Below are 24556 nucleotides of genomic sequence, written 5' to 3'. Positions count from 1 at the left end.
AAGCCCTGAGCGGCGTCGGAGCGTTCAGTCATGCGGCGGGGCGGTGAGATCATCGTGAAACGCGGTCCGCGCTCAGATTGACATATCAGTCAACAATGTTTACCAAAATATAGTCACCTTTCGCTGAGGCTTCCTCCACAATGACTCCAGATTCGAGCCGCAGTGGGCCCCCGAGCGCCGGTTCCGACGCCCTTCTCCGCGTCAGGGATCTGGTCGTCAGATTTCCGATTCCCGGCGGGCATCATACGGCGGTCGACGCCGTAAGCTTCAACGTGAAGCCTGGGGAGATTCTGGGGCTCGTAGGCGAATCCGGCAGCGGCAAGTCGGTGACCGCCACATCCCTGCTGCGCCTGATCGACCCGCCAGGCGAGATCGCCGGCGGCAGCATCGAGCTCAGGGGCACGGACCTGCTCTCGCTGAGCGAGCGGCGAATGCGGCCGTATCGGGGCGGCGATATCTCGATGATCTGGCAAGACCCGATGGCGTCGCTCAACCCTGTTCGAAAGATCGGCGGCCAACTGGCGGAAGCGGTCCGTCTGCACTGGCGGCGTGTCGGGACAGGGCGCGCGAGCGACGCCGCGGTGCGCGAACGCATTCTGGCGGGACTTCGCGCGGTCAACCTCCAGGATCCGGAGGAGAGGGTGCGCGAATATCCGCACCAGCTCTCCGGCGGCATGCAGCAGCGTGTTATGATCGCGATGAGCCTGGCGTGCGATCCCTCGCTTCTGATCGCGGATGAGCCGACCACCGCGCTCGACGTGACCATTCAGGCCCAGATTCTGGAATTGCTCGTGCGGCTGCGAAACGAGCGCGACATGGCCATCATCCTGATCACCCATGATCTCGGGGTCGTCGCCGAGACCTGCGACCGGGTCGCCGTGATGTATGCGGGGCAGATCGTCGAGCAGATACAGGCCAACAGGCTGTTTCGTCGCCCCCGCCACCCCTACACGGTCGGCCTGCTCGATTCCATTCCACGACGCACGACCCGCCGCGGCGAACTCAAGTCGATCCCCGGCGCCGTTCCGGAGGCCGGGAGCCGCGTGACCGGCTGCCGCTACCATGCCCGCTGCCCGCGCGCGATGCGGATCTGCCGCGAGGTCGCGCCGCCCGCCGTCGAGATGGACGACGGCGACAGTGTTCGGTGCCATCTCTATGGTTGAAGACGCGGCGATCAATGCGCGGCCCCTTCTGGAGGTCGATGGGCTCAAGAAGCATTATCCGATGCGTCGGAGCCTTGCAGACGCGCTGCGCGGCAAGCCCAGGCGGATGCTGCGCGCCGTCGATGGCGTCAGCTTCGACGTGGCCGAGGGGCAGACGGTCGGCATCGTCGGCGAGTCGGGATGCGGCAAGTCGACCGCCGGGCTGGCGATTCTGCAACTGCTCGCGGTCGATGGCGGCGACGTGCGTTTTCGCGGCCGCAGCATCGTCGGTCTCCCCGCGAAGGAAAACCGGCGTCTCAGGCGACATATGCAGATCGTGCTGCAGAACCCGTATTCCTCGCTCAACCCGAGGATGAAGGTGGCGGACATCGTCGCCGAGCCGCTTCGCGCCTTCGGGGTCGGAACGCCGGCGGAGCAGGCGGAGCGCGTCGCCTGGCTCCTCGAGAGAGTGGGGCTGACCGCCCGTCACGGCGAGCGGCGCCCGCACGAATTCAGCGGCGGCCAGCGCCAGCGGATCGGGATCGCCCGCGCGCTTGCGCTCAACCCGGCGCTGATCGTCGCTGACGAGGCGGTGTCCGCGCTGGATGTCAGCGTGCAGGCTCAGATCCTCGCGCTCCTCCTCGAATTGCGCGAGGAGTTCGGCCTGACTTATCTGTTCATCTCCCACGACCTTTCGGTCGTTCGCTACATCAGCGATCGAATAATCGTGATGTATCTTGGCCGTATCGTCGAGACCGGCCCCGCGGACGACGTCTATCTGTCGCCGAGCCATCCCTACACGCAGGCGTTGATGTCGGCCATTCCAGACCCTGACGTCGAGAGCAGGCCGCGCCGGATCGTGCTCGAGGGAGAGCTGCCAAGCGCTGTCGAGCAACCCTCCGGTTGCCCGTTCCACACGCGCTGTTTTCGCGCCGAGCTTCGGTGCCGCGAAGAGGTTCCCGCCTTTCGCGACCTTGGCGGCGGACACGCCGCCGCTTGCCATTTCGCCTGAAGGAGACGGTAGATGACCTGGTCAATTCTTGCAAAGGACCCCGAGACAGGCGCGCTTGGCTGCGCGGTCACGAGCTGTTTCTTCGCCGTCGGCGCCATGGTGCCGCATGTCGAGGCGGGAGTGGGCGCCGTCGCGACGCAGGCCATCGTCAACCGCGCCCTTGGCCCGCGCGCGCTTCGGCTTCTCTCGGACGGCGAGACCCCAGATGCGGTCGTCAAGCGCCTGTTGGATAGCGATCCTGGCGCGGACGTGCGCCAGCTTCATGTCCTGGCGGAAGACGGCGCCACCGCCGGCCATACCGGCGGGCGCTGCCCCTACTGGTCGGGCCGGGTCCAGCGACCGGGCGTCTCCGTCGCGGGCAACACACTGGCGGGCGAGGAGGTGGCGCAGGCGACTCTGGACGGCTTCCTGAGCGCCTCCGGCGGTTTCGGCGAACGGTTGATCGCGGCGCTGCAGGCCGGCGAACGCGTCGGCGGCGATTGCCGAGGGCGGCAATCGGCGGCGCTTCTGGTCCGGGGTCGCCCCGGCCATCCGGACATCGACATCAGGGCGGACGATCACGCCGCCCCGCTCGACGAGCTGGAGCGGCTCTTGCGCGTCCACGTCCATGACTTTCTGCCTGTCGCGCGCCATTTTCCCGGCGTCGCGGGAGAGCATGGCGCCTTCGATGCGGCCACGCTCGAAGCCGCCCGCTCGGAGCGGCTTGAGAACCGACGGCGCAACCTCACGCCCAGCCACGGCGCGATCCGCGCGGCGCAGTCCGCGCCGAAAGCCATTCGCTGACGACCACACCGAAGACAGGAGCTCAAGAGCATGTCTAAACCCAAGAACTCTCCCCTCATTCCGTCTCGTCGCGAGGTTCTCAAATACGCCGGCGCCGGCGGCGCGGTCGCCGCGGCGGCCGCGCTCCCAGGTTTCTCGACGCGGCCGGCCTTCGCGGCGGAAACCGGCTTCGACGAGTTCCGCATCGGCATCTGGAGCGGCATGCCGAATCTCGATCCCGAGCAGACCAATATCCGCACCTGCATCGTCGCGCAGAACTGGTTGTTCGATCCTCTGGTTTTCCGCGACGGGGAGACGAACGAGCTCAAACCTTATCTCGCTCATGAATACCGCTTCATCGGCGACAACACCTGGCGCTTTCATCTGCGCGAGGGCGGCAAGTTCCATAATGGCGAAGCGCTCGACGCTCACGCCGTCAAGTTTTCCGTCGACCGGCGGCTGGCCGAGGAGACCGGCTCCCCGTATCGCCAATCCTTCTCGGAGGTGGTGGAGGCGAAGGTCGTCGATCAATACACGGTCGACTTCGTCTGCAGGTCGCCATTCCCGATGCTGCCGGCCTTCATGCCGACCCTCTCGATCATGGCGCCGGAATACTACAGCTCCCACGACAAGCAGCACCTGGCCTTGAACCCCGTCGGATCCGGCGCGTTCCGGCTGGTCGAGTTCAAGCCCGACGACGTGTTGCGGGTCGAGCGCAACGACGACTATTGGGGCGAGATGCCCGTCATCCGCAGCGTCAAGGCCACGGTGGTCGAGGAAGACGCGACGCGCATCGCAGCGCTTCTGGCGGGCGACCTGCACATCGCGCCGCGGCCGGTGATGGAGGACTTCGAGCGCATCAATTCGCGCGACGGCACGATGGTTTCAACCAGCATCGGCAACCGCATCGTGCTCGCCGGCCTGAATTACGACATGGAGCCGATGGGCGACAAGCGCGTGCGGCAGGCTCTCAACTACGCCGTGGACGCCGCGCTTCTGAACGAGGTCTATCTTCAGGGAACCGGCGAGACGATGGCGAGCGTCCTTCCCTCGACCGTCCCCGGGCATGATCCCTCCCTCGAGCCCTATCCCTACGACCCCGAAAAGGCGAAGGCGCTTCTGAAGGAGGCCGGCTACCCCGACGGCTTCACCACCACGATCGAGGTCAATCCCGGATGGCTCATCGCAGGCACCGCGGTGACCGAGGCGCTCGCGAACTTTCTGAAGGAGGTCGGCATCAAGGCGGAGCTGCGCGTCTACGACGCCGGCACCCTCGCCACCCGGATCACCAGCCGGAAGGCGGGCCCGATCTACATGCTGTCATGGGGCGGCAACAGCACCTTCGACGCCGACAGCTATATCGGCACCCTGCTCCACGAAGGCGCCTTCTCCTGCAACCACATGCCCGAGGTCGGAAAGCTCATCGAAGCCGGCCGCAGCACCGCGGACCAGCAGGAAAGGGCGGAGATCTACCAGGAAGCGTGCAGAATCGCATATGAGGAGGCGCCGTGGATCTTCATGTACCTGCAGGCCAACACCTACGGGATATCCACGAACCACACGTGGCGGGCGCGACCGGACGAGATGATCCCGCTCCACTATGTGAAGCCGGCCTGATCATCAGATGACCGCCTACATCCTGCGGCGCCTCATGCACGCGATTGTCGTGATATGGGGCGCTGCGACGCTGGTCTTCGTGATCCTCAATTTCGCGCCCGGCGATCCGGCGGTGAATCTCGTGGGAGAAAACGCGACGGACGAGCAGTTTCAGCTCGTCCGTCAATCGCTCGGCCTCGATCTGCCGATGCACGAGCGCTACCTGCGCTACATGGGCAACCTCCTGTCGGGCGACTTCGGCACCTCCTGGTTCGTCGGTCAGCCGACGTTCGACATGCTGGCCGAGCGCCTGCCCAACACGATCGAACTCACGCTTGTCTCGGCGATCGTGTTCGTGCCCCTCGCGGTGCTTCTGGGGGTCGTTTCAGCCGTCTGGCGCAAGACGCCGCTCGACTATGGCGCGAACTTTGTCGCGCTCTTCGGCGTTTCGACGCCCAATTTCTGGCTCGGCGTCATGCTGATCCTGTTCTTTGCGGTGCATCTGCAATGGTTGCCGTCGATGGGGCGAGGCCCCGCCATCACGGAGGCGTTCCGGGCGCTCTTACAGGGCGACGGCGCGCCGCTGATGGAGTGGGCGCGCCATATCATCCTGCCCGCGATCACGCTTGGCACCTTCCTGATGGCGCTCGTCACCAGGCTGACCCGCACCGACATCATGGAGAACCTGCGCAAACCCTATGTGAAGGTCGCGCGGGCCAAGAGCATGAGCCGTAGCGGCGTCATCGTGCGCCACGTCCTGCCGAACTCGCTGATTTCCGTGGTCACATTCGTCGGCCTTGAAGTCGGCGCGCTGCTCGGCGGCGCCGTTGTGACCGAGACCGTTTTCGCCTGGCCGGGAATAGGGCGGTTGATGGTGGAATCGATCATGCGGCGCGACTACCCGGTCATTCAGGCCGGCGTGCTTCTGGTCTCCTTCATCTTCGTCTTCGTGAACCTTCTCGTCGATCTTCTCTATCTCTGGCTCGACCCGAGGATCAGGCTCAAATGACCGACGCCTCCCTTCCCGCCTCCGCTGGACGGCGGCGCGGCCCGTTCGCGGCGCTGGCTCGTGAACTGCGCGGCAACTTCATGGCGCAATTCGCGCTCGCCGTGGTGGCCATCCTGATCGTGACGGTCCTCTTCGGGCCATGGATCGCGCCACATGACCCCAACGGCTTCGCGCTCGTCCACCGCAACAAGCCGCCAGCGTTTCTCGAGGGCGGCTCCTGGACCTATGTGCTCGGAACCGACACCCACGGCCGCGACGTGCTGAGCCGGATCATCTACGGGGCCCGCGTCTCGCTCGGCACCGCGGTGGCCGGCGTCGCGATCGCCGTCGTCATCGGCGTCACGCTCGGGCTTGTCGCGGGCTTCTTCAGCGGGGTGTGGGATACGGTGATCATGCGCTTCGTCGACGTGCTCCTGTCCATCCCCATCATTTTGATGGCGCTTCTCGTGGTGGCGATCCTGGGGCCGAAGATCGGCAACATCATCGCGGTGATGGGCTTCACCGGCTGGATCTGGCACGCGCGGATCGTGCGCGGCAACGCCCTGCGCATCCGCGAAGAGCAGTTCGTGCTGGCGGCGCGAAGCTGCGGCACCCGTCCGTTGGCGATCATGTGGCGGCACGTCTTGCCGAACCTTCTCGCCCCGGTCGTCATCACGGCCAGCATGCAGATCGGCTACATGGTGATACTGGAGAGCGGCCTCGCCTTCTTCGGCATCACCGGGACCACATTGTCATGGGGCTGGGATATCGCGTTCGGGCGACAATACCTGGCGACCGCATGGTGGGTCGCGACCTTCCCGGGCCTCGCGATTTTCGTGACCGTCCTGGCCTTCAACCTGCTTGGCGACGTGCTGCGCGATCTTGTCGACCCGCACCGCCGGTCGGCTGCGACCTGAGCGCCTGAGCCGAAGGGGATTGAAAGTCCCGGACGGCTCTGACGCCCTTGATGGAGGTCCAACGGCGGCGAAGCGATGTCAGGCGGGCAAACCCGCGCTCGAAGCGCTCTCGTCTCGCCCAGACGCGCAAAGCTCGGCCGGGCGTCGATCTGGAGTTGGCGATGTCGATCATCTTGACCGACTCGACCCGCATTTGGCGGCGTCGGCGATCAGCCTCCCGAATAGGTCGCCAATTATTTGACGTCAATTTTCATTTTTGAATCACACGACCTTATGATAGACACCTCTACCCTGAGCCGAGCGCGGGGGGGATCCGCACGGAGGAGACGAAAAGAGGGGGTCGGATGATTGCTCGGAAACTGTGCGCGGCCGCGGCGCTCGCCGGATTCGCGTCTCTCGGCGTCGCCGAAGCGCAGGACGCCGTGGCGGCGGCGGACATGCGCGCGCGGCAAGAGGCGCTCTATGACGCCATGCTGCGCGCGCCCGACGATCTCGACATCATGTTCCAGCACGCGCTCGTCTCGGTGGAGCTTCGGGATTTCGAGGCCGCGATCACCACGCTGGAGCGGATGCTGATTTTCAATCCGGGCCTCGCGCGCGCCAAGGTCGAACTCGGCGCCGCCTATTTCCGGCTCGGCGCCTATGAGAACGCCCGCTATTATTTCGAAGACGTGCTCGCCAACGACGACCCGCCCCCCGAAGTCGCCCGGCGGATCGACGTCTTTCTCTCCCAGATCGACAGGCGGACGCAGACCAGCGGCTTCTCGGCCGTCGCCACCTTCGGCGCCAGTTACTCCTCAAACGCCAATCTCGGCCCGCCCGACCCCAGCGTCCTCGTTCTCGGCAATCCGGCGCTGCTCGATCAGGATTTCGTCGAGGCCGACGATCTCGGCTTTCGCAGCACCCTGCAGGGGCGCCATTTCATCGATCTCGGCCGCCCGAACGACGATGTCTGGCTGACCGATCTTTCGGCCTTCTCCCTTCACTACCTGGAGGAGACCCGCGGCGACATCGACAGCGTGGCGCTCGCCACCGGGCCCCGGCTCTCGCTGGATGAGAAGCGGTTCGGCCCGAAGCTGCGGCCATTCCTCTCGGCGGAGCTCGTGCGCTCCGGCAACGAGCTGCTCTATTACGGCGCCGGGCTCGGCGCCGAATACAGCGACACCCTGAACGACCGGGTGAACGTCTTCGCGGCCATCGAATCGAAATGGCGCGAATATGACGATCGCGACGATTATGACGGGCACAACCACCGCGCCGCGTTCGGCGCGTCCTATTCCCCCGATGAAGCGAACACGCTCTCCGCGTTGGTTTTTTTCGACACCGATCAGGCGCGCGAGGATTACAACACCAATTACGAGACCGGCATCCGGCTCGCCGCCATTCATCGCTATGACAGCGGCCTCTCCCTCACCGACCGGCTCTGGAGCGTCTCCGGTTTCGCCGGCGCCACCTGGCGCTGGTATGAGGACCCCGATCCGGTGGTCGATCCGACGCGGAAGCGGAAGGATATCGACCTGAGGGCGGGCGTCAGCCATGTCTTCCATATAAGCGGCGGCTGGTTCATCCAGGCGGAAGCCGATTATCTCTACCGAGACAGCAATCTGCCGAATTTCGACATCGAGAATTTCGGCGCGGCCCTTTCCGTGGGCCTCACTTTTTGACGCGCCCCCAACGGCGCGGAACAACGGCGCGAAACGACAAGGGAGGGCGGGCCATGACCACGGCGAAGACCCTGAATTTCACCGCCGCGGCGCTCACGGCGTTCCTGGCGGCGCACGCCTCCGGCGCAGCGGCGAACACCGTCGGCGCGGTTGCGGCGGTCAACAGCGATGTCGAAGGCACGCCGCCGGCGGCCACGCCGACGCCGCTCACCCTCGGCGACGACCTCGTGCTCGATGAGCGGATCGAAAGTTCGAGGATCGGCTCGGGGCAGTTCCTGTTTCTCGACCAGTCGTCGCTCACCGTCGCGCCGAACAGCAACCTGGTTCTCGACCGCTACGTCTACGATCCCGCCTCCCAGACCGGCGAGTTCGGCGTCGCCATGACCCGGGGCGTCCTCCGTTTCATCGGCGGCAAGATCTCCAAGACCACCGACGCCGTGGTGCGGACGCCCACGGCGACGATCGGCATCCGCGGCGGCATGTCGATCATCATCGTCGGCGCCGACGGCGCGACCCGGGTGATGCACATCGCCGGCGAATACACCCGGGTGACCACGGTCAACGGCGAGGAGATCGTCATCTCCCGCTCGAACGGCGTCGCCGAAGTCTCGGTCGGCGGCGTCATCACCTATCTCGGGGTGGCGGACCGGCTTCTGATCCGGGAGACGACGCTCGCGCTGATCGGGCGCGGCGAGGCCGGGCAACGCGTCCGTCCCGAAGATCCCGACGTCATCGCCAGCAACCTGCCCGGCGTCAACTCGGAGGCGAAAGGCGCCTCCAGCGACGAGCCGGTCTCGACCTCGGGCGAGAGCGAGAGCAACTTCGGCGAGTCCGACCGGACCACGGAGCGGACCGACGTATCGGTGACGACGCCGATCGACGACGACGCGACCGCCGACCTGCAGGACGATCAGACGACGACCCCTCCGGTCACGCCGCCAGTGACCCCGCCCGTCACCCCGCCGGTGAATCCGCCCGTCAATCCGCCGGTCACGCCGCCAGTTAACCCGCCGGTGACCCCACCCGTCACGCCGCCAGTGACCCCACCCGTCACACCGCCGGTGACCCCGCCCGTCACGCCACCGGTGACCCCGCCCGTCACGCCGCCGGTGACGCCGCCCGTCACGCCGCCGGTGACCCCACCGGTCACCCCGCCAGTCACGCCGCCGGTGAACCCGCTCACGCTGCTTCCCGGCGTGACGGGCGGGGCGTCCGTCGACGATGAGACGTTCGTCTTCACGGAGGTCTTCTCCGGATCGCGCGTCGGAGTGACCGCCAATGGCGAGACTTTCGTGATCCCGACCGCGCCTGGTTTCTTCGATTTTGGTTTCGATGAGGGCGCCTCGCCGCGCGGCGCCATCGCCGGGCGCGGGTTCTTCGACCCCGAGGGCGAGTTCACCTACGCCACCTACGATACGATGGGCGGCGGCGCCGGAGCGTTTCTCAGCGGCGCGATCAGCGGCCCGTTGCTCGACGCCGCCGGAGACGACGTCATGACGCGCGCCTACACCATCTCCCCGGACCTGCTCACCGGCGAGGCCGCGTTCTTTCCCGCCCTGGGCGGCCTGTTCACGAGCGACGGGTTCAGCGATCTCACCCTTGTCGGCAACTCCGGCGGCGCGGCGACCGGCGGCGCCGCGAAGGCCGGGGCGGCCTTCCTGCAGGTCCGCGACACCGGCAACGGCCAAAGCTCCGCTTTCGGCGTGTTCACCGCCAATGTCGGCGCGGCCGGGAAGGGAACGCCGGCGTTCAGCGGCGCTTACGAAGGCTCGGTCTACGTCGATGGCGGCCCCGTCCGCCTCATCACCCCGATCACGACCGTCGAGGACGGCGACGGCGGCTCCGCCTTTGGCCCCGACGCGCAGCATTTCGCGCTTTCGAACAGCTCCAATTTCGGCGACAACACCGGCGACCCGAGCCTCTTGATCAACACGGATGGATCGACCGTCTCGTTCACCAACCACAGCGTCGCCTCGCGCAACGCGGTCGACAGTCTCACAATCGCGGACCGCATGACGCTGCCCGCTTCGAACTTGACCGGCTACGCCGCGACCACCGGGCTCGATCTCGGGACCGGTGTGGAATATGCCGGGTATAGCGGCGGCTCCTTTGGCGCCCTGATAAACTTCAACCCGGCGACCAACTCCGTCACCGCGGATCTCAGTCTCGACAACTTCTTCGACAACGCAGGGTCTGAGGGATCTCCGCAGATCTTCGATCTTTTCGTCCAGTTCGGCGGCGAGGACGACAAGAGCCTGATGATCGACGACCGGCGGTTCGCCGCGCGGGACGCGACCAACGGGCAGAGCAGCGCGAATTTCCAGACGTCCGTCGGCGGCGATCCGAACGTGTTCCGCGGGGCGCTGGCGTCCGCCGCGCTCGTGGGCGATGGCGGGATCTTCCCGGCCGGCGTCACGCCGCGTTCGGAATACCTCACCTGGGGCTGGTGGGCGGGCGAGGCGACCGCCGACCCCGAAAGCGCGCTCATCGCCTGCCAGAACGCGTGCAGCCCGATCACCAACGACCAGCGCTTCCATCTCGGCGCCTTCGTCGCCGGCGACATCACCTCGGGCATCCCGACCAGCGGCGTCGCCAGCTATGACGGTTTCGCCGTCGTCTCCGCGATCGTCGACGGCTCGAACGTGATCGACGGCGCCGACTTCAACTTGCAGTTCGACTTCGGCCAACTGGTCGGCGCCGCCACCTTCACCGACCTTCTCGGCTCGAATGTCGCCGTCGACGTCGGCCCCGGAGACGGAACCGCCATTTCCGGCACCAATCTGCAGGCCGAGATCATGGGGCGCGCCGGCACGCTCAGCATGCAGGGCGACTTTTTCAATGGCCCCGGCGGCGACCCGGCGCGGGCGGCGGCGGGCTCGCTCGAAGTCAGGACGGACGACAATTCGATCATCGGCGCCGGAATCTACGCCGGAGACCGGCTCCCGACCCAGGTCGGGAATCCTTGACAAGACATTGGCGCGGGCGCCCGCGGGCCTCACGGCCCCGCCGCCCGGGCCGATGTCTCTTTTCAGCCGGAGGCCGGCGGCGTAGGCTGCCGTTCTTTTCCGTGCGAGCCATCCCATGTCCTTGACCAAACCCGTCCTCGGCCTCAGCCACTCTCCCGTGCTGGCCACGCCCGACGCCGACTCGCTGAAGGGCTGGATCCGCGCCAACGGGATCGACGAGATCGAATGCGTCACCCCCGATCTCGCCGGGATCGCGCGCGGCAAGGTCATGCCGGCCTCGAAATTCATGCAGGGCGGGGATGTGCGCCTGCCGGTCTCCATCCTGATCTCCACCATCAACGGCGAATACGCCGATGTCTCGCGCCATGATTTCGAGACGGACAGCGACCTCACGCTCCGCCCCGATTTCTCCACCGCGCGGGCCGTCCCCTGGGCCGGGGACCCTTCCCTCGTCATCATCCATGATCTCGCGGACAGCGAGGGGCGCCTCGCCGGCGCCGCGCCGCGCCAGGTGCTGCGCCGCGTCGTCGAGCTCTACGCCGCGAAAGGGCTCCGCCCCGTCGTCGCGCCCGAGATCGAATTCTACCTGACCAAGAAGAACACCGACCCGGATTACCCGCTGGAGCCGCCCGTCGGCCGCTCCGGCCGGCAGTCCACCGGAAGCCAGGCGTTCTCGCTCTCCGCCGTCGATGAATACGAGCGGGTGATCGAGCATATCTACGACTACGCCGAGGCGCAGGGGCTCGAGATCGACACGATCATCCAGGAATCCGGCGCCGCGCAGCTCGAGATCAACCTCGTCCATGGCGACCCGATCGCCCTCGCCGACCAGGTCTTTCTGTTCAAGCGCCTGATCCGCGAAGCGGCGATGCAATGCGATTGCTACGCCACCTTCATGGCCAAGCCGATGGAGAACCAGCCCGGCAGCGCCATGCATGTCCACATGTCGGTGGTCGAGATCGCCAGCGGGCGGAACATCTTCTCGGACGCGGCCGGCGCGCCCACGCCCGCGTTTTATCATTTCATCGGCGGCCAGCAGCGGCATTTCCCCGCCGCGATGGCGATCGCCGCGCCTTATGTGAACTCCTATCGCCGGCTCATCGCCTATCAGTCCGCGCCGATCAATCTCGAATGGGGGGTGGACAACCGTTCCGTCGGCATCCGCATGCCGAGATCCGGCCCCGAGGCGCGGCGGGTGGAGAACCGGGTCATCGGCTCCGACGCCAACCCCTATCTCGCCATCGCCGCCGCTCTCGCCTGCGGCTGGCTCGGCATGGAGGAGAAGGCCGAGCCGCGCCCCCGGGCCACCGGCGACGCCTATCTGATGAAGCGCGACCTGCCTGAAAGCCAGCTCGAGAGCGTGGCCCATCTCGAAGACAACACGGCGCTCCGCGGCGTCCTTGGCGAGGAGTTCGTGCGCATCTATTCTGCGGTGAAGCGCGCCGAGCACGCCGAGTTCATGCGCGTGATCAGCCCGTGGGAGCGCGAGCATCTTCTGCTGAACGTCTGAGAAGCGTCGCCCCGGCGCCGGCTTCGGAGACACGAAATCAGAACCACGGCTCCTAGGGCCTCCCCTCGACGGCGCAGATCGAAGGCGCGGCGCGCAATCGCCTCCGGCCGGCCTTCCCGCGGCTCACGAGTCGCCGAGCTTCGAGCGGATGAACGCGCCCGCCCGGACCAGCGCCTTGTCGGCTTCCGGGATCAAACCGCAGAATATCTGCATCGCATGGGGCGTCCTCGCAAACCATTCGAGCCGGACATCGCCGCCCGCCTCGCGCAGTTTTTCGGCCATCTCCGCCGCCTCATCCTCCAGAAGTTCGATCCGGCTGGCCTGGATCAGGACCGGCGGCGGCGATGGAATGGCGGCCAGTAGAGGCGACGCCGTGGCCGCCCCGGCGTCAGCGGCGGAAACGTAGAGATCCCGCGCCTCCGCGACTCTCGACGCCGGCAGCATCGGGTCTGACCGGGCGTTGCGGCGCAGACTTTTCCGGCTGAGCGTCAGATCGATCCATGGCGAGAAGGCGGCGATGCAGGCCGGGTCCGGAAGCCCCGCCTCCCGCGCCGCGATCAACGTCGCAAACGCCAGCCCGCCGCCGGCGCTGTCTCCGGCGAAGGCGATGCGGCCCGCATCATAACCGGCGTTCAGAAGCTCCCGATAGCAAGAGAGCGCATCCTCGACCGCGCCCGGCCACCGCGTTTCCGGCGCCAGCCGATAAGCCGGAACCAGCGCCCGCGCTTCGGAATGGCCCGCAAGCCGGGCCGCAAGATGGCGATGCGTCGCCGGAGAGCCCATCATATAGGCGCCGCCATGAAGATAGAGCACGACCGAACGCCGGTCCGGCCGCCCTCTGCTCACCCATTCGATCGGGATATCGCCCGCCGGCCCCCTGATGCGGTCGGCGAACAGGTTCGCATCCGGCGGCGTCCGGAAAATCCGCGCCGCCGCCCTCTCGAACGCGGCCCGCGCGTCCATCGGGCTCTTCATCCGCGCAAGGCGCGGTTTCTCCACCAGCCGCAGGAAAAGCGATATGCCGGCGAGACGAAAGGACATCAGCCAGATCGGGCCGCGGCGGCGCGCCGGCGTTCGATCGCATCCCAGATCAGCCCGGCGGCGTTCACGCCCTCGAAGCGCTCAAGCTCCTGAATGCCGGTCGGCGAGGTGACGTTGATCTCGGTCAGGAGCCCGCCGATCACGTCGATCCCCACGAAAATCTGGCCGCGCTCGCGCAGGAGCGGTCCGATCCGGGCGCAGATCTCAAGGTCGCGGTCGTCCATCGCGACCTTTTCCGGCCGGCCGCCCACATGCATGTTGGAGCGGGTCTCGCCGGCCGCGGGCACGCGGTTGATCGCGCCCACCGCCTCGCCGTCCACCAGAATCACGCGTTTGTCTCCCTCGGTGACGGCGGGGAGGTATTTCTGCGCGATCAGCGGCTCGCGGTTCATGCCGGCGAACATCTCATGCAGGGAGTTCAGGTTCCCGTCGCTCTGGGTCAGCTTGAACACGCCAACGCCGCCATTGCCGTAAAGAGGCTTCAGGATCATGTCGCCGTGGCGTTGGCGGAACGCGCGGATATGTTCGAGGCTCCGCGCGATCATCGTCGGCGGCGAGAGATCCGCGAAATCGAGCACAAGGAGCTTTTCCGGATAATTCCGCACCCAGAACGGATCGTTCACCACAAGCGTCTTCGGATGGATCCTCTGAAGAAGATGCGTGTTGGTGATGTAGCTCATGTCGAAGGGTGGATCCTGCCGGAGCAGCACGACATCCATCGTCGCGAGATCGCGCAGCTCCCGCTCGCCAAGCGAGAAATGATCGCCCTTCTTGCGCCGCACGGTCATCGGCCAGCCATAGGCCGCCACCCGCCCCTCGTCATAGGCGAGATCCTCGACGTGATAGTAGAACAGCGAATGCCCGCGCGCTTGCGCCTCCTCGGCGAGCCGGAACGTGCTGTCCGCGTCGATATCGGCCTTTTCGATCGGATCCATCTGAATGGCTACGCTCAGGCTCATCTCGTCCTCCTCCCCCTCTGCGGCGCGGCTCAGCCGGCGACCCGCCGATCGTCGTGCTTCAGCAGCACATGGCTGACGACCTCCTTCACGCCGTCGATCCGGCTGGCGTGGCGCGTCACCCGCTCCAGCTCGGCTTCGCTCCGGGCCACGCCGATCACATGGACCACGCCGTCCACCGTCTCGATATTGTAGTTCACGCCGCTGATATGCTTGTCGGCGAGGATCTTCGCGCGAAGCTGGGTCGAAATCCAGACGTCTCCGCCATAGGAGAGCGCGCCCGAATCCTCCGCCACCGTCACTTCATTGATCAGCTCGACCACATCCGGGGTCGACCAGACCAGCTCCGCCGCGCGGATCCTCTGCTCCGGCTTCGGCACGGTCCCGGTCAGGAGCACCCTGCCCTCCACCACCTCTGTCGAGACGTCCGCGAACAGGCCGTAGTCTTCATTCAGGAGCTTGTTGTCGATCGTCAGCTGGATTTCCGTATCGGTCAGCGCCTGTCGGGTGGAGCGTTCCTGCGCCACCGAAATACCGGTGGCCGTCAGCGCGCCGCCGACAATGGTCGCCCCCACGCAACCCGAAAGAGCCCACCCCATTATCAGCGCCGCGCCGGTGGCGCGCGCGAGCCCGAAGTTTCCGCTCATGTCTCGCCTCTAGCCTCATATGCGGGCGTTTCTGATGATCTCCGCCGTTCCGTCCGCGCCGACGATGGCGAGGTCGAAACGAAGCGGGATGTCGCCCGTTCCGCTCCGCATCATATACATCCCCGCCGCCGCCTCCAAGCGCCGCCACTGCCTTTCTCCCACAGGGTCTTCTTCCGGCGTTTTCACCCGGCGCTTGACCTCGACGAAAACGATCGTCTCCGGCTCGCGGATGATCAGGTCGATCTCGCCGGCCGGGCACCGCCAACGCCGCGCGAGGAGCGCGGCGCCTTCGGCGACGTAGAGCCGCGCGACGCCGGCCTCGGCCGCCATCCCGGCGCGATGGTTCGCCGCGCCGCGCCGCGCGCGGCCCTCGCTCATCTCCTCTCCTCGCCAGCGAGGGCGAGGGCGCGCGCATAGACCGAGCGACGCGGCAGATCGAGCGCGGCGGCGACCGCCGCGGCCGCGTCCCGGACGCCCATCTCCCGCAGCGCCGCCTTGAGCGCCGCGTCAATCTCTTCTTCGCTCGCGGGCGCGGCGAGCGGCGGGCCGACGCAAACGACGATTTCGCCTTTGGGCGGCGGCCCCGCGTAGATGTCCGCAAGCTCGGCCAGGCTTCCGCGCCGCACCTCCTCATGCATCTTGGTGAGCTCCCGGCAGACCGCCGCGCGCCGCGCCCCGCCGAAGACCAGAACCATATCGGCCAGGAGCGCGCCGAGCCGGCGCGGACTCTCATAGAAAACCAGCGTCGCCGGCACGCCCTTGAGGGCGGCGAGATCGGCCCGCCGCGCCGCCTGCTTCGGCGGTGAAAACCCGGCGAACATGAACCGGTCGGTGGGCAGCCCGGCCACCACCAGCGCGGTCAGCAGCGCGGACGCGCCCGGAAGCGCGGTGACGGGGAGCCCCCGCGCGATCGCCTCCTCCGCCAGTTTCCAGCCGGGATCCGCGATCAGCGGCGTTCCCGCGTCGGTGACGCAGATCACGCTCGCTCCGGCCTCGATCCGCGCAAGCAGGCCCGGGCGCGCCTCCCGCCCGTTATGATCGTGGTAAGCGATCAACGGTCGGCCGGCGCGGGCGACGCCGTGGATCATCATCAGCTTCAGCGCGCGCCGCGTATCCTCCGCCGCGATCACATCCGCCCTCGCGAGCGCATCCAGCGTGCGGAGCGTCACGTCGCCGGAGGCGCCGATCGGCGTCGCCGCCAGATAAAGCCCCGCCGGCAAACCGGGCGCGCGCGCCCCGTCGGAGGCTGCGGGCGACGTGGCCGCGGCGGGCGCCGCTCGTTTACTTTGTCCGGTCCGGGCCATAGTCTTCCCTCCTCTTCGCCACCCCCGCCGCGCCCGGCGGGGCCCACCGCCGGACCGGCCGCGGCCCGTCAGAATCAGGAGATCCAGATCATGCGCCAGAGCGCAACCGCCATGACCGAATATTTCATCCGCCGGGCGCGCGGTGCGGTCCGCGCCGCCGCGCTTCTTGTCGGCGTCGCCGCTCTGACGGCCTGCGCCTCATCGCCGTCGTCCCGCGTCGGGGCCAGCGCCCGGACGGGCGGCGGAGGCGCATCCGCCCAGCCCTCGGCCCCGATCGTCAATCCGAACGGCCCGGTCATCATCGCGCTTCTCGCGCCGACGACGGCGCCCAGCCCAGGCGCGAGCCAGGTGGCGCAGGACCTCACCGCCGCCGCCCAGATCGCGCTTTCGGAGCACGCGCCCGCCAACTTGACGATGAAGATCTACGACACCAATGGAAACGCCGCCGACGCGGCCGTGGCGGTCGGGCACGCCGTGCGCGACGGCGCGGCGCTGATCCTCGGCCCGCTTCTCGGCGAGTCCACCGCCGCCGTCGCGCCCGTCGCGGCGCAGGCGGGCCTGAACGTCATCTCATTCTCGAACGACGCCAGCGTCGCGGGCGGCAATGTCTGGGTGCTCGGCCAGTTGCCGGGCGACGAGATGCGGCGCCTGTTCAGCTACGCCGGATCGCAGGGCGTGGGCTCGATCGCGCTTCTTCATCCCCAGGACCGCTACGGCCAGGCCGTGGCCTCGGCCGCGCCGGAAGCGGGGCGGAGCGCCGGGGTCAGGGTCAGGCCGATCCTCGGCTATCAGCGCAGCTTTGAAGGAATCGAAGGCTCGAGCCAAGCCAACGCGAGTGAGATCCGCGCCTCGGGCGTGGACGGCGTTCTGATCACCGACACCGGCGACGCGCTTCGCTCGGTGGCCGCGTTTCTCGGCTATCACGACGTCTCGCCCCGCCAGTACCGCTATCTCGGCCTGAGCCGCTGGGACGACCCGGCCAACGCCTCCGAATCCGTATTGCAAGGCGGCTGGTATGTGAGCGCGGATCCCGAACGCCACGCGGCCTTCGCCGACAAGTTCGCCGCGATGTTGAACCGGCGCCCCTCGCCCCTCGCCACCATCGGGTATGACGCGGTCGTCGCGGCCGCGGACATCGTGCGCGCGGCCGCCGCCGGCGGCCCGCCCGCGTTCAGCGCCGCCGCGATCACCGCCAGCGCGCATGATGGCGCCACGGGCGTGTTCCGCCTCACCAGAGACGGGCTGAACCGGCGCAGCTTCGCCGTCATGGAGATCACCAAGGATGGCCCGATCAAGCTCGATCCCGCGCCAACAAGCGCGCCCGGCGCCTGACGAGCGCGTGGGTCCGACCGGCGCCCCGGGGGAGTCTGAACGATGAAGGCCGCCACCCCTCAGCCCGCCGCCGAGACCGAACCGGACCGCGTCAGCGACGCGCCCCCGCGGCGCCCGACGCGCGAGACGCTCGCGCTCGCGCTCGCGGAAGCGGCGAAGGCCGACGACCCGCGCGCCGCCGCGATCGCCGTGTTGACGGAAAACCTGTCCGAGGGGCGGCGTTTCGCGCGGATGCTCCTTGGCGGCGCGCGCGACAGCGGCCCCCGGACCGCGCGCGCGCTGGCGGAACTGATGGACATCATCGTGACCTGCACGCTGGATTTCGTGGCGGAGACGCTCCATCCCGACCACGAGGAGACCGGAGCCGGGGCCGAGCCTATCGCCGTGGTCGCGACGGGCGGGTACGGCCGGGGCGAAATGGCGCCCTATTCGGATGTCGATCTTCTTTTCCTCACGGCGCGCAGCAAATCGCCCCGGGTCGAGCAGCTGATCAAGGCCACGCTCTATATCCTCTGGGATCTGAAACTGAAGGTCGGGCACGCGGTGCGCAGCATCGCGGAGTGCATGCGGTATTCGAAAAGCGACATCACGGTCCGCACCTCGCTGCTTGAGAAGCGGTTTCTCTGGGGCGATCCGGCGCTGGCGAACAAACTGCGCGACGAGCTGCGCAAGGAGCTTATCCTTTCGACCGGGGCGGAGTTCGTCGAGGCGAAACTGGCGGAGCGTGACGCCCGGCACGCCCGCAACGGCGGCTCCCGGTATCTGGTCGAGCCAAACATCAAGGAGGGCAAGGGGGGCCTTCGCGACCTTCAGACGCTCTTCTGGATCGCCAAGTATATCTACGATGTGGAGGAAGTGTCGGCGCTGATCGAGAAGGGCGTGCTGAAAGCCGACGAGGCCGAGATCTTCTCCGCCGCTTCGACCTTTCTCTGGACCGTCCGTTGCCATCTGCACGACGCGGCCGGCCGCGCGCAGGAACAGCTTACATTCGACTTTCAGGTCGAGATCGCGGCCCGCCTCGGCTTCGAGCCGCAAGGCGGCAAACGCGCGGTCGAGGTCTTCATGCAGCGGTATTATCGCCACGCGAAGGACGTCGGAGACCTCACCCGGTTCTTCTGCGCGGCGCTCGAGGCCGATCAGAAAAAGGCGCGCCCGAGTCTTGGCGCGCTCATCCGCGCCTTCTCGTTCGGGGGGGCCAGAGTCGATTCCGCGGGCCTTTTCCTCCGAGGCGGGCGGATCGACGTCCGCGACGAAAGCTGGTTCGACAACGACCGGCTGAATATCCTCAGGCTGTTTGAAGAGGGGTTGAGGACCGGCGCGCTCATCCATCCGAACGCGCACCGGATGGTGGCGCGGAAACTCCACCTGATCGACGATGAATTCAGGGCGAACCCCGAAGCGAACGCGATTTTTCTCAACATGCTGGTCGGCAGCTCCGATCCGGAGCGCGCCTTGCGGCGGATGAACGAAACCGGCGTTCTCGGCGCCTTTGTGCCGGAATTCGACCGCATCGTCTCGCTCATGCAGTTCAACATGTATCACCACTACACGGTGGACGAGCACACCATTCTCGCGATCGGGAGCCTGCAACAGCTGGCGGCGGGCGAACTGGTCGACGAGCTGCCGGTGGCGAGCGACATCCTCGCCAGAGGCGTCGACATGCGGGTGCTGACGCTCGCGCTGTTCTTTCATGACATCGGCAAGGGCAGCCTGCGCCCGCATGAAGAGGTCGGGGCCGAGATCGCGGCCAGCGTCTGCCCCCGGCTTGGCCTGACCGAAGACCAGACCGAACTGGTCGAATGGCTGGTTCGGCATCATCTGATCATGTCCGACACCGCGCAGAAGCGCGACATCTCGGATCTCGCCACCGTTCGGGCCTTCGCCGAACAGGTGCGGAGCGTGGAGCGGCTGAAGCTGCTTCTGGTCGTCACCGCGCTCGACATTCGCGCGGTCGGCCCGAATGTCTGGAACAACTGGAAGGCGCAGCTCTTGCGCACGCTTTACAGCGAGACGCTCAGCGAGCTCGGCGTCGGCAGCGAAAGATTGAGCCGCGCCTCCCGGGTCACCGAAGCGAAAGAGCGGCTCCGCGCGCGCCTCGTCGCCTGGAAGCCAAACGAGATCGAGGAGTGGCTGGGCCGGCACCAGCCGCCTTATTGGTCGAGCCTCGACATCGACACTCTGGAGCGCCTGGCCGAGATGGGCCGCACCGCAAAGCCGGAAAACGTTCATTCCCGCTTCGACAATGACGATGCGCGCGGCGCGACGCGGTGTTGCCTCTACCTTGCCGATCATCCCGGCCTTTTCGGCAGGATCGCGGGCGCGCTCGCGCTGACGGGCGCGTCGATCCGGGACGCCCGCTTTTTCACCGCATCGGACGGCATGACGACCGCAGTGTTCTGGATTCAGGATCAGGACGGCGCGCCGTTCGAGGCCGAGCGCCACGAGCGGCTGAAGAAATCGATCCACCGCGCGCTTCGCGGCGAATTCGTCGCCCGCGACGCGTTGAAGCCGAAGCGGGAGCTGAAACGGCGGGAGCGGCCATTCAACGTGCCGACGACCATCACCTTCGACAACGACTCGTCGGATCTCTATACGGTGATCGAGGTCGACACCCGTGATCGGGTCGGGCTTCTCTATGATCTGGCGCGGGTGCTGGCGGGGGCGAATCTCAACACCGCTTCGGCCGTCATCATCACCTATGGCGAACAGGCGGTGGACAGCTTCTACGTAAAGGATCTCTTCGGCATGAAGGTCCGCGCCGCCGCCAAGCAGAAGACCATCGAAAAGAAGCTCCGCGACGCGATCCGCCGCGCGGCGGACGAGGCAGAGGACGCTACGTGAGCGCAGACCTGGCGCGGCCGATCCGGCTCCTGCGCGCCTTCGCCACCGTCGGCTCCTGGACGATGGCGAGCCGGGTTCTCGGTTTCATCCGCGATGTGATGATCGCCGGGCTGCTTGGCGCGGGGCCGGTGGCGGAGGCGTTCTTCGTCGCCTTTCGCCTGCCCAACATGTTTCGGCGCTTCTTCGCCGAAGGCGCGTTCAACATGGCCTTCATCCCGCTTTTCTCCAAGAAGCTGGAGAGCGGAGAAGACGCGAAAGCCTTCGCGGAAGACGCGATGGCGGGTTTGATCGCCATATTGCTTCTGCTCACGCTTGCGGCGCTCCTCCTGATGCCGGCGCTGATCTTCGCGCTGGCGGCGGGGTTCGCCGACGATCCGGAGCGGTTCCGCCTCGCGGTTCTCTATGGCCGCATCCAGTTCCCCTATCTTCTCTGCATGGCGCTGACCGCGCTTTTTTCCGGCGTTCTGAACGCGCTGGGTCGGTTCGCCGCGCCGGCGGCGACGCCGCTTCTGCTCAACATCATCCTGATCGGGGCGATGGCGGTCGCGGCGCTCGCGGCGGCGCCGGTCGGCTCCGCGCTCGCGCTCGGGGTGCTCGCCGCCGGATTCGCGCAGGTCTGGCTGGTGGCGCGGGCGGCGCGGCTCTCGGGGTTCGAGCTGAAGCTCCGCCGGCCGCGCTGGTCGCCGGAGATGAGCCGCCTCGTGGCGCTCGGCGTGCCCGGCGCGCTGGCTGGCGGCGTGATGCAGATCAACCTCCTGATCGGCACGGCGATCGCCAGTTTCTTTTCCGGCGCGGTCGCGTGGCTTTCCTACGCCGACCGGCTTTACCAATTGCCGCTTGGCGTCGTCGGCGTCGCCATCGGCGTGGTTCTTCTGCCGGAGCTTTCCCGCCGGGTGCGGGCGGCGGACGAGGCCGGCGCCCGCGCCGCGTTCTGCCGGGCGACGGAATTCTCGATGGCGCTGACGCTGCCGGCCGCCGCGGCGCTGGTCGTCGCGGCGGGGCCGTTCGCCTCCGTCCTTTTCTCGCGCGGCGCCTTCAGCGGCGAGGACGCCGCGGCGGTCGCGGCGGCGGTCGCGCTTTTCGCCTTCGGCCTGCCCGCCTTCGTCATGCAAAAGGTGGTTCAGCCCGCCTATTTCGCCCGCGAAGACACGAAATCCCCGCTGCGCTTCGCCGCGGCGTCCGTCGCGCTCAACACCGCGATCTCTCTCCTTGGCGCGCCGCTCATCGGTTGGCTGGCGATCCCGATCGGCACCACGCTGGCGGGCTGGCTGAACCTCGCCCTGCTCTGGCGCGGCGCGCGCGGCTTTGGCGACGCGGTCCGGCCGGACGCCCGCCTTCGGCGCCGGCTTCCAAGGCTGGTTCTGGCGAGCGCGTTGATGGCGGGCGGGTTGCATCTCGCGATCGGCGCGCTCGCCGACGCGCTGATCGCGCCCGGCGTTCGTTATTTCGCGCTCGCCGGCGTCGTGCTGCTCGGAGGAGCGCTCTACGCCATCCTCGCCTTCGCGTTGGGGGCCCTCGCCATGGCCGACCTGAAAACCGCGCTTCGGCGCTGACGCCGGGTTCAGCCGCCGCGGCGCGCCTGCTTTTTGGCCAGTTTCACCTTTCGGGCCCTCGCCTGCCCCAGCCGCCTTTTCGGTCCGCCGCCGCGCGGCCCGGCGCGGCCCGGCTTGCCAAAGCCTTCCGCCTCCAGCAATTCAAACAGAAGACCGCCGGTCAGGGGCGTCGCCTCCGCCAGCCGCACGCGGGCGCGGGCGCCCATGGCGATGGTCTTGCCCGAGCGCTCCCCGACCAGCGCGGCGCGCGCCTCGTCATGCCGGAAATACTCCGCGCCGAGCGACGAGATCGGCACAAGCCCGTCAGCGCCGCTCTCATCCAGCTTCACGAAAAGCCCGAACCGCGCGACGCCGGAGACCCGGCCTTCGAACTCCGCCCCGACCCGATCCGCGAGAAAGGCCGAAAGATACCGGTCGATCGTGTCACGCTCCGCGTCCATCGAGCGGCGTTCGGTCATCGAGATATGCTCGGCGATCTCGGGCAGGCTCGCCGCCTCCTCCATGGTCTGACCATCGTCGCCCCAGCGATGCGCGGCGATCAACGCCCGATGGACGATCAGATCGGCGTAACGCCGGATCGGCGAAGTGAAATGCGCGTAGGAGCGGAGCGCGAGTCCGAAATGGCTGAAATTTTCGGGCGCGTAATAGGCCTGCGTCTGCGCGCGGAGCACCGCGAGATTGATCAGCTCCGCGTCAGGCGAGCCGGCCGCCGCGTCCAGAAGCGCGTTCAGATGGCGCGTCTCCAGCACCTGCCCCTTCGCCAACCGGTAACCAGCCTCCTCCGCCAGCGTGCGCAGCGCGTCGATCTTCAGCGGGTCCGGCTCTTCGTGAACGCGGTAGAGCAGCGGCCGGCGCTTCTCCTCCAGCACCGTCGCCGCCGCGACATTGGCGAGGATCATGAACTCCTCGATCAGTTTGTGCGCGTCCAGCCGCTCACGCACCCGGACGGCGGTCACCTTCCCCTCAGGCGAAAGCTCGATCCGGCGTTCCGGCAGCTCGAGATGCAGGGGCGCCCGCCGCTCCCGCGCCGCGGCGGCGGCGGCGTATGCGCCGTAAAGCGGCTTCAGGACCGGCTCGACCAGATCCGCCGTCACCTCGTCCGGCGCGCCATCGATCGCGGCCTGCGTCTGTTCATAGGTCAGCGAGGCCGGCGAGCGCATGACGCCGCGATGAAAGCTCCGCCCCCGGAGCGCGCCCTCGGCGGAGAGAACCATCCGCGCCGCGATGCAGGGCCGGTCGGCGCCCGCATGCAGCGAGCAAAGATCGCCCGAAAGCGACTCCGGCAACATCGGCACCACGCGGTCGGGAAAATAGGTGGAGTTGCCCCGCTTCTTCGCCTCCCGGTCCAACGCGGAGCCGGGGCGGACGTAATGCGCGACATCGGCGATCGCCACCCAGACGATCCAGCCGCCCTCGTTCTCCTCATCGGGCGCCGCGCAGACCGCGTCGTCATGGTCGCGCGCGTCCGACGGGTCGATGGTGATCAGCGGCAGATGGCGGAGATCTTCGCGGCCCTTGAAATTCTTCAGCGGCTTGACCGCCGCGGCCTCCTTCAGCGCGGCTTCGGGGAACTCGGTGGGAATGCCGTGCGTGTGCACCGCGATCAGCGATACCGAGCGCGCCGCTCCGGGATCGCCCAGCCGCTCCACCACCCGCGCCCGGCGCAGGCCGAACCGGGGGCCGGGCAGCGCCTCGACCTCGACCAGCTCGCCGTCCCGGGCGTCGCCCGGTTCGGTGATCAGCATCTCGTCCTGCCTGCGGTCGACCGGGACAAGCCGCCCGCCCTCTTCTCCGATCCGGTAGATTCCAAGCGCCCGGCGCGCGCCGGAGGCGATCTTGCGGATCATCCGCGCTTCGAATGTTCCGGCTTCGCGCTCGCTCGGCGCGAGCCGGGCCAGAATCCGATCGCCCTTCGTCAGCGCCGGGTCGCCTCTCTTTTCGATGATGACGATCCGCGGCGGAGGGCTCTCATCCGACCAGTTCTCGGGCGCGGCGAAAAGATCGCCGGAGGCCCCCGTCGCCTCCACCACCAGCATTCCGACCGGCGGCAAGGCGCCATCGCCACGGAAATGTTTCCGGCCGGTCTTCTTTATCGCACCCTCACCTTGCAACTCGCGGATGATTCGCTTCAACTCGACGCGCTCTGCGCCTTTGATGCCGAAGGCTCGAGCGATATCGCGTTTCGACGCCCGACCGGGATTCTCACGGACCCAGGAAAGGATGTCGGATTTTGTGGGGAAATCGCTCATGCGGCGAGATATGAACGAGGCCGTGCGCGAGGTCCAGTGTCGCAATTCGGCCAGCATCCACGTCTCTTCAACAAAT

General features: G+C 67.4%; 18 protein-coding genes. 12 read left to right on the top strand and 6 right to left on the bottom strand.

Annotated features, from left to right (window positions below):
• The first annotated feature begins 140 nt into the window (after positions 1–140).
• The 9 genes from WG921_RS02045 to WG921_RS02005 all read left to right on the top strand — a co-directional run bounded on the left by WG921_RS02045 (position 141) and on the right by WG921_RS02005 (position 12557).
• Positions 141–1163, top strand: a complete 1023-nt coding sequence (locus WG921_RS02045; RefSeq protein ID WP_340107533.1) for an ABC transporter ATP-binding protein — start codon at positions 141–143, stop codon at positions 1161–1163.
• Positions 1156–2154, top strand: a complete 999-nt coding sequence (locus tag WG921_RS02040) for an ABC transporter ATP-binding protein (protein WP_340107532.1) — start codon at positions 1156–1158, stop codon at positions 2152–2154. Before WG921_RS02045 ends, WG921_RS02040 begins: the two co-directional genes overlap by 8 nt.
• 12 nt (positions 2155–2166) lie before the next feature.
• Positions 2167–2937 (top strand): DUF1028 domain-containing protein, encoded by a 771-nt coding sequence (locus WG921_RS02035; RefSeq protein ID WP_340107531.1) that lies wholly within the window; start codon positions 2167–2169, stop codon positions 2935–2937.
• A 30-nt stretch (positions 2938–2967) separates the two neighbouring features.
• Positions 2968–4533, top strand: coding sequence for an ABC transporter substrate-binding protein (locus tag WG921_RS02030; RefSeq protein ID WP_340107530.1), 1566 nt, complete (start codon positions 2968–2970; stop codon positions 4531–4533).
• A gap of 7 nt (positions 4534–4540) precedes the next feature.
• Positions 4541–5521 carry an ABC transporter permease gene (locus WG921_RS02025; protein ID WP_340107529.1) on the top strand — a complete coding sequence of 327 codons (981 nt, stop codon included), beginning with the start codon at positions 4541–4543 and terminating at the stop codon, positions 5519–5521.
• Positions 5518–6417 (top strand): ABC transporter permease, encoded by a 900-nt coding sequence (locus tag WG921_RS02020; RefSeq protein ID WP_340107528.1) that lies wholly within the window; start codon positions 5518–5520, stop codon positions 6415–6417. Before WG921_RS02025 ends, WG921_RS02020 begins: the two co-directional genes overlap by 4 nt.
• A 344-nt stretch (positions 6418–6761) precedes the next feature.
• The gene (locus WG921_RS02015) at positions 6762–8081 is read left to right on the top strand and encodes a tetratricopeptide repeat protein (RefSeq protein ID WP_340107527.1); all 1320 of its coding nucleotides are present in this window, start codon (positions 6762–6764) and stop codon (positions 8079–8081) included.
• A 53-nt stretch (positions 8082–8134) separates the two neighbouring features.
• Positions 8135–11047 (top strand): FecR family protein, encoded by a 2913-nt coding sequence (locus tag WG921_RS02010; RefSeq protein WP_340107526.1) that lies wholly within the window; start codon positions 8135–8137, stop codon positions 11045–11047.
• 115 nt (positions 11048–11162) lie between these two features.
• Positions 11163–12557, top strand: coding sequence for a glutamine synthetase family protein (locus WG921_RS02005; protein WP_340107525.1), 1395 nt, complete (start codon positions 11163–11165; stop codon positions 12555–12557).
• Between the two features lie 123 nt (positions 12558–12680).
• Here WG921_RS02005 and WG921_RS02000 read toward each other — a convergent pair whose 3' ends face one another.
• Genes WG921_RS02000 through rsmI form a run of 5 tightly spaced genes read right to left on the bottom strand, consistent with a single transcriptional unit; the run spans position 12681 to position 16505 of the window.
• Entirely contained in the window at positions 12681–13598 is a 918-nt protein-coding gene (locus WG921_RS02000) for an alpha/beta hydrolase (protein ID WP_340107524.1), read from the bottom strand.
• On the bottom strand, positions 13598–14557 hold the full coding sequence (gene gshB, locus WG921_RS01995) for a glutathione synthase (RefSeq protein WP_340107523.1): 960 nt from the start codon (positions 14555–14557) through the stop codon (positions 13598–13600). The genes WG921_RS02000 and gshB overlap by 1 nt, the downstream gene beginning before the upstream one ends.
• A gap of 29 nt (positions 14558–14586) precedes the next feature.
• Positions 14587–15201 carry a BON domain-containing protein gene (locus tag WG921_RS01990; RefSeq protein WP_340107522.1) on the bottom strand — a complete coding sequence of 205 codons (615 nt, stop codon included), beginning with the start codon at positions 15199–15201 and terminating at the stop codon, positions 14587–14589.
• A 15-nt stretch (positions 15202–15216) separates the two neighbouring features.
• Entirely contained in the window at positions 15217–15579 is a 363-nt protein-coding gene (locus WG921_RS01985) for a YraN family protein (protein WP_340107521.1), read from the bottom strand.
• Positions 15576–16505 carry a 16S rRNA (cytidine(1402)-2'-O)-methyltransferase gene (gene rsmI / locus WG921_RS01980; protein ID WP_340107520.1) on the bottom strand — a complete coding sequence of 310 codons (930 nt, stop codon included), beginning with the start codon at positions 16503–16505 and terminating at the stop codon, positions 15576–15578. Before rsmI ends, WG921_RS01985 begins: the two co-directional genes overlap by 4 nt.
• A gap of 90 nt (positions 16506–16595) precedes the next feature.
• Here rsmI and WG921_RS01975 point away from each other — a divergent pair, with 90 nt between their 5' ends.
• From WG921_RS01975 to murJ, 3 genes are read left to right on the top strand one after another with little or no spacing between them, the layout of a single operon-like run.
• Entirely contained in the window at positions 16596–17837 is a 1242-nt protein-coding gene (locus WG921_RS01975; RefSeq protein WP_340107519.1) for a penicillin-binding protein activator, read from the top strand.
• A 42-nt stretch (positions 17838–17879) separates the two neighbouring features.
• A complete protein-coding gene (locus tag WG921_RS01970) occupies positions 17880–20678 on the top strand; it encodes a [protein-PII] uridylyltransferase (RefSeq protein ID WP_340107518.1) in 2799 nt (932 codons plus the stop codon).
• Positions 20675–22231, top strand: a complete 1557-nt coding sequence (gene murJ, locus WG921_RS01965) for a murein biosynthesis integral membrane protein MurJ (protein WP_340107517.1) — start codon at positions 20675–20677, stop codon at positions 22229–22231. Before WG921_RS01970 ends, murJ begins: the two co-directional genes overlap by 4 nt.
• 8 nt (positions 22232–22239) lie before the next feature.
• Here murJ and rnr read toward each other — a convergent pair whose 3' ends face one another.
• Positions 22240–24480: a ribonuclease R gene (gene rnr / locus WG921_RS01960; RefSeq protein ID WP_340107999.1), complete on the bottom strand. Its 2241-nt coding sequence runs from the start codon at positions 24478–24480 to the stop codon at positions 22240–22242.
• Between the last annotated feature and the right edge of the window lie 76 nt (positions 24481–24556).

The sequence above is a fragment of the Paludibacillus litoralis genome, from assembly GCF_037646705.1.
Taxonomy (GTDB): Bacteria; Pseudomonadota; Alphaproteobacteria; order Rhodobacterales; family Rhodobacteraceae; genus Pikeienuella; species Pikeienuella litoralis.
The sequence above is the reverse complement of the archived record's forward strand: the minus strand, read 5'-3'. Positions and strand labels throughout refer to the sequence as shown.